Genomic DNA, 7,685 nt, shown 5'->3' with positions numbered 1-7,685 from the left:
CCAGAAGCTGTTCACTCGATCGGGGCAGGAGCGCTCGCACGTGTGTGGGCTCCGGGGGTGAGCCGCTGTTGGAGCAGGGCGAGGCCGGCCCCGGACAGCAGGAGCGCGGCCGACACGAGCAGGCCGGTTCCCAGGTCCTGGGTGCGGTCGGAGACCCAGCCGGTCAGTGAGGGACCCACGGTCTGGCCCACGCCGAACGCGATGGTGGAGAAGGCGAGGCCCGAGGTCCAGAGCGGCTGGGGCAGGATCTCCCGGATCGAGATGCTCACGGCGGTGACGACGCCCAGGAAGCTGCCGCCGACGATGAGCCCGGACAGGTAGGCGGGTACGGCGCCACCGAGCAGGACCGGTAGCACCGTGCCGGCGGCGAGCACCACCATGACGAGAGCCATTCCACGGGACCCGCCGAGGCGGCCGATGACCGGACCCCAGAGCGGCCCGGATGCTGCAGCGGCAACCCCGACGAGGGCCCAGAAGCCGGCGATGACCGGGCCAACGATGCCGTTGTCGGTCAGGTACTGGCTGATGAAGGTCAGGTAGGCGATGTAGCCCATGCCGAAGCAGGTGTAGGCGGCCACCAGCCAGCTGATGCGCCGTCGCTTCCAGCGCCGGGCATGCTCCTCCGGCGGGACCGGGTCGTCCACCCGACGTGCGGCCACGACGGCCGCGATGGTGGCCAGGGCCCCGATCGCGGCGAGGCCCAACCAGCCCTGTCGCCATCCCGTGCCGTCGGTCCGGTCGAGGACCCACGGCACGAGGAGGCCGGCCAGGACGATCCCGGTCCCCGACCCACCGAAGTAGATCCCGAGCAGCAGCGCCGCGCGACCCCGCGACCCGCGGTGGCTCGCCTCGGCGACGAGGGCAGCACCGATGATGAACGCGAGCGCACCGGCCAGCCCGGCAACGAAGCGGATGGTCAGCAGAGCGGCAAAGGCGCTGGTGACCGCGGTCAGGCCAATCGCGAGCGTGGTGATCGAGGTGCCCAGCACGAAGGAGCGGCGGGAGCCGATCGCCCGGGCGAGCGGCGCCGCGACCAGTGCACCGACCAGGTAGCCAGCCGCATTCGTGGTGTTGAGGGCGCCCGCCTCGGTGTAGGACCAGCCGAGGTCGTCACGCATCGCCGGCAACAACAGGGCGTAGGCGAATCGCGCCAGGCCCAGCGCAACCAGCGGCCCAGCGGCCAGGCCCAGGGTCAGCAGCAGCCGCCCGTGGCCCGCATCGCGGGACGCGCCGGCTCCAGCCATCCCCCGTCCCATCAGGCGGTCGAAGCTGGCAGCTCGTCCACGAAGTCCTTGACCGCTGTGAGCCAGTCGCGGATCGGGGTGATGCCGGCCTCCTCGAGCGTGGCGTGGGACAGGACGCTGAACGCCGGCCGGGCGGCGGGGCGGGGGAAGGCGTCGGTCCTCGTCGGCCGCACTCTCTCGGGGTCGAGGCCGCGGGCCTCGAAGACAGCCCGGGCCAGTCCGTGCCACGTCGTCCTGCCTGTGGACGTGCCGTGGTAGGTGCCGGCGGGCGCGTCAGCGGCGATCATCCGCACGATGAGGTCGGCCAGGTCTCGGGTCCACGTCGGCTGGCCCTGCTGGTCGTCGACGACGTCGAGGGTGTCGCACTCGCCGGCGAGCCGCAGCATGGTCGAGACGAAGTTCGGCCCGCCTGCGCCGTAGAGCCACGCGGTCCGCACCACCCAGCTGTCCACGCACAGCGCACGCACCGCCCACTCGCCGGCGACCTTGGTGCGCCCGTAGGCCGAGCGCGGGCTGGGAGGGTGCTCAGCGGCATACGGCATGGTGGCCTGTCCGTCGAAGACGTAGTCGGTGGAGATGCACACGACCCGGGCACCCGCGTCGGCTGCGGCGCGCGCGATGTTGGCGGCGCCGACCGCGTTGACGGCGAAGGCCTCCTGCTCGTGGGTCTCGGCATCGTCGACCTTCGTCCAGGCCGCGCAGTTGACGACGAGGTCGTGTCCTGCGGCTGCCGCGGTGCACGCGCCGGCGTCGGTGACGTCGAGGTCACCGCGACCCACCGCGGTGACCACATGCCCAGCGGTGCGGAGCGCGGGAACGAGGTCGTGGGCGAGCATCCCCGTCGCGCCCGTGACGAGGACGCGGAGGGAGGGGCTCACCGGCCGAGCCGCGCGTAGGTGCGCTCGGCGGCCACCTTGGCATCGGTCCACCACGACTCGTTGGCGCGGTACCAGTCGATCGTCTGTGCCAGCCCGTCGCGGAGGTCCTGGTAGCGCGGGCGCCAGTCGGTCTCCCTGCGCAGCTTGGACGCGTCGATGGCATAACGCAGGTCGTGGCCCGGGCGGTCGTTCACGTGGTCGAACCAGTCGGTGGGGCGACCCATGAGCTCGAGCAGCATCGTGACGATGTCGCGGTTGTTGCGCTCGCCGTCCGCGCCGATGAGGTAGGTCTCGCCGAGCCGACCCTGCTCGAGGATCGCGATGACGGCGTCGTTGTGGTCGTCGACGTGGATCCAGTCGCGCACGTTACGGCCGGAGCCGTAGAGCTTGGGGCGAGTGCCCTCGAGGATGCCCGTGATCTGGCGGGGGATGAACTTCTCGACGTGCTGGCGGGGACCATAGTTGTTCGAGCAGTTGCTCAGGGTCGCCCGGATGCCGAAGGAGCGGATCCACGCACGCACCAGGAGGTCGGCTCCGGCCTTGGTCGCGGAGTAGGGGGACGACGGGTTGACCGGGGTGCGCTCGGTGAACCGCTCCGGGTCGTCGAGCTCGAGGTCGCCGTAGACCTCGTCCGTCGAGATGTGGTGCAGGCGCCTGTCGTGCCGGCGGACCGCCTCGAGGAGCTGGAAGGTGCCGACCACGTTCGACTCGACGAACGGCCACGGCGAGTCGAGGCTGTTGTCGTTGTGCGACTCGGCGGCGAAGTGGACCACGACGTCGTTCGCGGCGACCAGCTCGTCGACGAGCTGGGCGTCGGCGACGTTGCCCTCGACGAGCGTGACCTCCCGGGTGCTCAGCGCCGGCTCGAGGGAGGCGCGGTTGGCGGCGTAGGTCATCGAGTCGATGACGGTGAGCTGCCAGTCGGGTCGGACCTCGCGGGCACGGAGCACGAAGTTCGACCCGATGAAACCAGCCCCGCCGGTCACGAGTACACGCATGGTTGTGAGAGTAGACGAGGCCGTATGCCGCTGAGCGCGGTCCCAGCCGCCCGTGGGGTTGGCCCTAGGCTGGGCGATCATGAAGGGGATCATCCTTGCCGGTGGCACGGGCAGTCGGCTGCACCCGATCACGCGCGGCATCAGCAAGCAGCTCATGCCGGTCTACGACAAGCCGATGGTCTACTACCCGCTCTCCACGCTCATGATGGCCGGCATCCGCGACGTCCTCGTCATCACGACGCCGCAGGATCGCGAGCAGTTCGAGCGGCTGCTCGGCGACGGCCGCCAGTGGGGCATGTCACTGTCGTATGCGGCGCAGGAGCGTCCTGAGGGGCTCGCCCAGGCATTCATCATCGGTGCCGGGTTCGTCGGCTCCGACCGGGTTGCCCTGATCCTCGGCGACAACATCTTCTTCGGCCCCGGCCTCGGCACCCGGCTCGCCGACAACGCGGACGTCACGGGGGGCCACATCTTCGCCTACCGGGTCGCGGAACCGACGGCATACGGTGTCGTCGAGTTTGACCAGACCGGTCGGGTGCTGTCGATCGAGGAGAAGCCCGCCCGACCGAAGTCGAGCTACGCCGTCCCCGGTCTCTACTTCTACGACAACGACGTCCTGGCGGTCGCCAAGGGCCTGAAACCGAGCGCGCGTGGTGAGCTCGAGATCACGGCGGTGAACGAGGAGTACCTGAGCCGGGGCATGCTGACGGTCAGCGTGCTCCCTCGCGGCACGGCCTGGTTCGACACGGGGACCTTCGACGGGCTCATCGAGGCCAGCCAGTACGTCCACGTGATCGAGGCGCGGCAGGGCCAGAAGATCGGCTGCGTGGAGGAGGTCGCGTGGCGCAACGGCTGGATCGACGACGACGTCCTCCGGCGCCACGCCGACGAGCAGCTCAAGAGTGGCTACGGCGGCTACCTGCTCGAGCTCCTGGCCGACGGTCGGTGACCTGCCCGTGGACATTCGTCCCCTGAGCATCGCGGGGGCCTTCGAGGTGACGCCGCGCCAGCTCCAGGACAGCCGCGGCACCTTCGCCGAGGGGTTCCGGATCGATCGCCTCGCCGAGGCGATCGGCCACGAGCTGCGCGTGCGGCAGACCAACATCTCGGTCTCGACGGCGGGCGCGCTGCGTGGCATCCACTACTCCGACGTTCCTCCGTCGCAGGCGAAGTACGTGACCGCCACCAGCGGGGTCTTCATCGACTTCGTCGTCGACCTGCGGGTCGGCTCACCGACGTACGGCCAGTGGGACAGCGTCCGGCTCGATTCGATCCACCGCAGGGCGGTGTACGTCGCCGAGGGGCTCGGTCACGCGCTGGCGTGCGTCGAGGACGGAGTGGCGGTCTACCTCTGCTCGGAGCTGTTCAACCCGGCGCGCGAACGTGGCGTCAACCCGCTCGACCCCGAGATCGCGCTGGCCCTCCCCGAGGGCTTCGTCCCGGTGGTGTCCGACAAGGACGCCGCCGCTCCGACCCTCGAGGCGGCAGCGGACCAAGGCGTGCTGCCCACGCTCGAGGCCTGCCTGGCCCACCTCGCCAGCCTGGCCGGCGACTGACCCCCGCCCCGGCGCCCACCCGGCGCCCACCCGGCGACTGACTCCCGCCCTGAGGCGCCTTGAGCGGCAGCTCAGGCGCGTCGGCCCCACGCACGGCGTCGCGGCGTCGCCGGCTCGGCGTGCCTGTCGCCCGAGTCCACACTGGCGTCCGTGTCCGGCAAGGGCGAACCGCTGAGCACCCGACCCACCGTGTCGACCGCCTCGGAGATCTGGGTGAAGGCCACGTGGTAGGCGTCCAGGTCGCGACCGTAGGGGTCGGCGATGTCGTCAAGCTCGGGATCCGTGATGGGCGCCCGCCGCGACGCAGCGACCTCGACGAGCCGACGCAAGGAGTCTGCGCGATCCGGTTCGGGTGTGAAGTCCTCCACGCCGTCGACGACGAGCCGGGTGAACTCACGCAGGGTGAAGGTGTGCGGCGTGGCCGCGGGTGCAACGGCCACCGCGGCCGCCCGGTGCCTCCGCGTCATCCCGAGCACGAGGTCTGCATCGTCGACGAGCTCAGCGGTCAGAGTCTGGGCGCAGAACTCGCCCGAGTACGCGCCGGACTGCTCCAGCAGGTGTGCCATGGAGATCTGGATCGGCTCCCCGACCATCGCCCTTGTTCCCCCGCTCACGACCTCGATCGTCGGCGCGCCAGCTGCCCAGACGCGGCGGATCAGGCGCTCGGCTGCGGGTGAGCGGCAGATGTTGCCGGTGCACACGGTCACGATCCTGAACCGGACTTCCCCCTCCGTCATCCATCCTCCCCACCGTGCTGGCCACCCGTTCCTCAATCTACCGGCGTGGCCCTGGACGTGCGCGGAAGTCCGGAGGACGGGTGTGACCCGGCCAACGCCGTAAGGACCTCGCGTCGGGGACTGGGCCCAGCGGCATACGGCCTAACGACGTTGGGCGAGCAGGCTCTCGACCTCCGCGGTCAAGCGCTCGTGGAACCTCGGCTCGGAGAACTGGTCCACGTGCTTGCGGATCGCCTCGTCGTCCCAGCGACGAAGCGACGCGGCGAGGACGGCGGAGCGAATGGCCCCGGGCGTGGGCACATCGAAGAACACGCCGGTGACGTCCTCGACCACGGTGTCGAGGTACCCGCCGCCGCGCAGGGCGAGAGTGGGCTTGCCGAACGCCCCCGCTTCGAGCGGTGTGAGCCCGAAGTCCTCGATCGAGGGAGCGATCAGAGCCGTCGCATGGGCGTAGACCCAGCGCAGACTCGCATCATCCAACCCGTTCACCAGACGTACGTTGGACGGGAAGGCGGCTCTCAGGTCACTTTCCAACGGGCCGTGGCCGACCACCACGAGGCGCTGGCCGGGCAGGTCGCGGAAGGCGGCGATCGCCTCGGTCACGTTCTTGTACGGCAGCAGCCGCGAGACGACCAAGTGGTACCCGTCTCGCCAGTCCGCGACCTCCTCGACCTCGCGCTGGGGGCCGTCGTCGCCCACGCCGAACGGCGGGAATGCGATCGCCGCGTCGATTCCATAGGCGGCCTTGACGCGGTCGCGCACCACCGTCGAGTTGACAAGGTAGCGGTCGGCGCTCGCGGCGGCGAGCCGGTCCCACCGGCGCAGCCATGGGGTCATGGTCTGGAGTGCGCGTCCCTTGATCGAGGCCGACGGCTGGTGGCCCAGATACGCCGCGGGCTGGTACAGCCACTTGGCCGGCGCATGGCAGTAGACGAGCTTGCGCCCTGTCGTCGGCACGCCGTGCGCCCACCCGCTGCTGGAGGCGATGACGACGTCGGCGTCGACTGGCAGCCGGTTGATCGCCCCGGGGAGGAGGGGGAGTGCGAGGCGGTGGTCCTGGCGGAGCGGGGGGATGCGGTTCAGGGGAGACGTGACGACCCGGGCCTCCCGGAACTCGGGATACGTCGCCGCTGGGTCGTACAGGGTGGTGTGCACCGTGGCGTCGGGAAAGGCGCGGAGCATCGCCAGGATCACTCGCTCGGCTCCACCGCGCTGCGTCAAGTAGTCGTGAGCGATCGCGACCCTCGGGCGCCGGCCGGTCATTACCACCATGGGCCACGATCATGCCACGCCATTGGTCACTTTTCGGACTGGAGTCCCTCGTGTCGGGCGGACGAGGGCGCCGAGTGTCAGGCCGAGGGTCAGCAGAACGGGGGTGGTCACGAGCCCCAATGACCCGAGCACGTCGACCGGGCGGTGGGCATACCAGGCGACGTTGCCGACCGCGATGACGAGGCCGGCGGCCAGGGCAAGACCCGCCAGTCCACGACCGAGGCGCCCGGGTTGCCATGGCCACAAGATGGCCACCGCGGCGAGCACCACGAATCCCACGGTCGCGTGCGTGGAGGGAAAGGTGTTCCAGTCGTACCCGGGGACACCGAAATCTGGCCTGCGCACCACCTCGTCGCGGAGCCAGATGGACACCGGGATGGCGGGTAGGGCAGCGGCGGCCGCCAGGCAGCTGCGCCACTGCCGCCGCACGAGCCCGCGCAGGAAGAGCAGGGTGGCAAGGGGGGCCAGCAGATAGGGCAGGAGCGGCCGGGCCAGGTCGTTCAGGACGCGGCGCGCGGGAGCCGGAACCGTCTCCTGGATGAGGGAGGCCAGCTCCGCATCGGCGATCTGGCCCGGTTTCGTGAGGACGCCGAGGAGGAGTGCGCCGGCGGCCAGGGCTGCGGCCGCTGCCGCCAAGGCGAGGAGCTGCCGACGCGTCGGAGGCGACGGCGGGCGCGGCGACGTCACGGTCACTCGCCCACCTGCCCTCGATCTGCGCGGATGCCTCGAGACGTCAGCCTCGCACATCCACAGGTGACGGTTGTGGGTCCAAGGCATGAGTTCGTATGCCGCTGGGTTGCCTCACTCGTACCATGTCTGCACGTGGGCGGTCGGGTTGGCGGGAAGCAAGGAGCGGTTCGCGGATGAAGCGGGGATTGATCACGGCGGGACTGATCGCCTTCTTGCTGGTGGACATCGTCCTGGTGTACCTGGCGCTGCGCCCGCCACCCGTGACACCGCCCACTGAAGCTGCTCCGACGGGGTCCGCAACGGGCGGCGC

The 7,685-nt window shown here is 70.5% G+C and carries 8 protein-coding genes; 2 read left to right on the top strand and 6 right to left on the bottom strand.

Annotation, left to right across the window (positions count from 1 at the left end; genetic code table 11):
• Positions 1-11 precede the first annotated feature (11 nt).
• Genes VJN29_RS20215 through rfbB form a run of 3 tightly spaced genes read right to left on the bottom strand, consistent with a single transcriptional unit; the run spans position 12 to position 3,120 of the window.
• Positions 12-1,244 carry a YbfB/YjiJ family MFS transporter gene (locus VJN29_RS20215; protein ID WP_324145443.1) on the bottom strand — a complete coding sequence of 411 codons (1,233 nt, stop codon included), beginning with the start codon at positions 1,242-1,244 and terminating at the stop codon, positions 12-14.
• A gap of 11 nt (positions 1,245-1,255) precedes the next feature.
• Positions 1,256-2,122 (bottom strand): dTDP-4-dehydrorhamnose reductase, encoded by an 867-nt coding sequence (gene rfbD, locus VJN29_RS20210; protein WP_324145442.1) that lies wholly within the window; start codon positions 2,120-2,122, stop codon positions 1,256-1,258.
• Positions 2,119-3,120, bottom strand: a complete 1,002-nt coding sequence (rfbB, locus tag VJN29_RS20205) for a dTDP-glucose 4,6-dehydratase (protein ID WP_324145441.1) — start codon at positions 3,118-3,120, stop codon at positions 2,119-2,121. The genes rfbD and rfbB overlap by 4 nt, the downstream gene beginning before the upstream one ends.
• A gap of 79 nt (positions 3,121-3,199) precedes the next feature.
• Between rfbB and rfbA the strand changes: the two genes are divergently transcribed.
• Together rfbA and VJN29_RS20195 are read left to right on the top strand one after the other, a co-directional pair.
• Positions 3,200-4,069 (top strand): glucose-1-phosphate thymidylyltransferase RfbA, encoded by an 870-nt coding sequence (gene rfbA / locus VJN29_RS20200; protein ID WP_324145440.1) that lies wholly within the window; start codon positions 3,200-3,202, stop codon positions 4,067-4,069.
• A 7-nt stretch (positions 4,070-4,076) separates the two neighbouring features.
• Positions 4,077-4,676 (top strand): dTDP-4-dehydrorhamnose 3,5-epimerase family protein, encoded by a 600-nt coding sequence (locus VJN29_RS20195; protein WP_324145439.1) that lies wholly within the window; start codon positions 4,077-4,079, stop codon positions 4,674-4,676.
• Between the two features lie 71 nt (positions 4,677-4,747).
• On the opposite strand, the gene VJN29_RS20190 is transcribed toward VJN29_RS20195, so the two are convergent.
• From VJN29_RS20190 to VJN29_RS20180, 3 genes are all read right to left on the bottom strand, one after another.
• Positions 4,748-5,413, bottom strand: a complete 666-nt coding sequence (locus tag VJN29_RS20190; RefSeq protein WP_324145438.1) for a low molecular weight phosphatase family protein — start codon at positions 5,411-5,413, stop codon at positions 4,748-4,750.
• A 141-nt stretch (positions 5,414-5,554) separates the two neighbouring features.
• Complete coding sequence (locus VJN29_RS20185) at positions 5,555-6,685, bottom strand: glycosyltransferase (RefSeq protein WP_324145437.1); 1,131 nt, start codon at positions 6,683-6,685, stop codon at positions 5,555-5,557.
• Between the two features lie 9 nt (positions 6,686-6,694).
• Positions 6,695-7,378, bottom strand: a complete 684-nt coding sequence (locus VJN29_RS20180; RefSeq protein WP_324145436.1) for a phosphatase PAP2 family protein — start codon at positions 7,376-7,378, stop codon at positions 6,695-6,697.
• Positions 7,379-7,685 lie beyond the last annotated feature (307 nt).

The organism is Intrasporangium sp. (assembly GCF_035280925.1).
Classification (GTDB): Bacteria; Actinomycetota; Actinomycetes; order Actinomycetales; family Dermatophilaceae; genus Intrasporangium.
The sequence above is the reverse complement of the archived record's forward strand: the minus strand, read 5'-3'. Positions and strand labels throughout refer to the sequence as shown.

Bases quoted from the DNA above. Each gene is read 5' to 3' on its own strand.
- rfbA (WP_324145440.1), top strand. From the start codon at position 3,200: ATGAAGGGGATCATCCTTGCCGGTGGCACGGGCAGTCGGCTGCACCCG.
- rfbB (WP_324145441.1), bottom strand. From the start codon at position 3,120: ATGCGTGTACTCGTGACCGGCGGGGCTGGTTTCATCGGGTCGAACTTC.
- VJN29_RS20190 (WP_324145438.1), bottom strand. From the start codon at position 5,413: ATGACGGAGGGGGAAGTCCGGTTCAGGATCGTGACCGTGTGCACCGGC.
- VJN29_RS20215 (WP_324145443.1), bottom strand. From the start codon at position 1,244: ATGGCTGGAGCCGGCGCGTCCCGCGATGCGGGCCACGGGCGGCTGCTG.
- VJN29_RS20185 (WP_324145437.1), bottom strand. From the start codon at position 6,685: ATGGTGGTAATGACCGGCCGGCGCCCGAGGGTCGCGATCGCTCACGAC.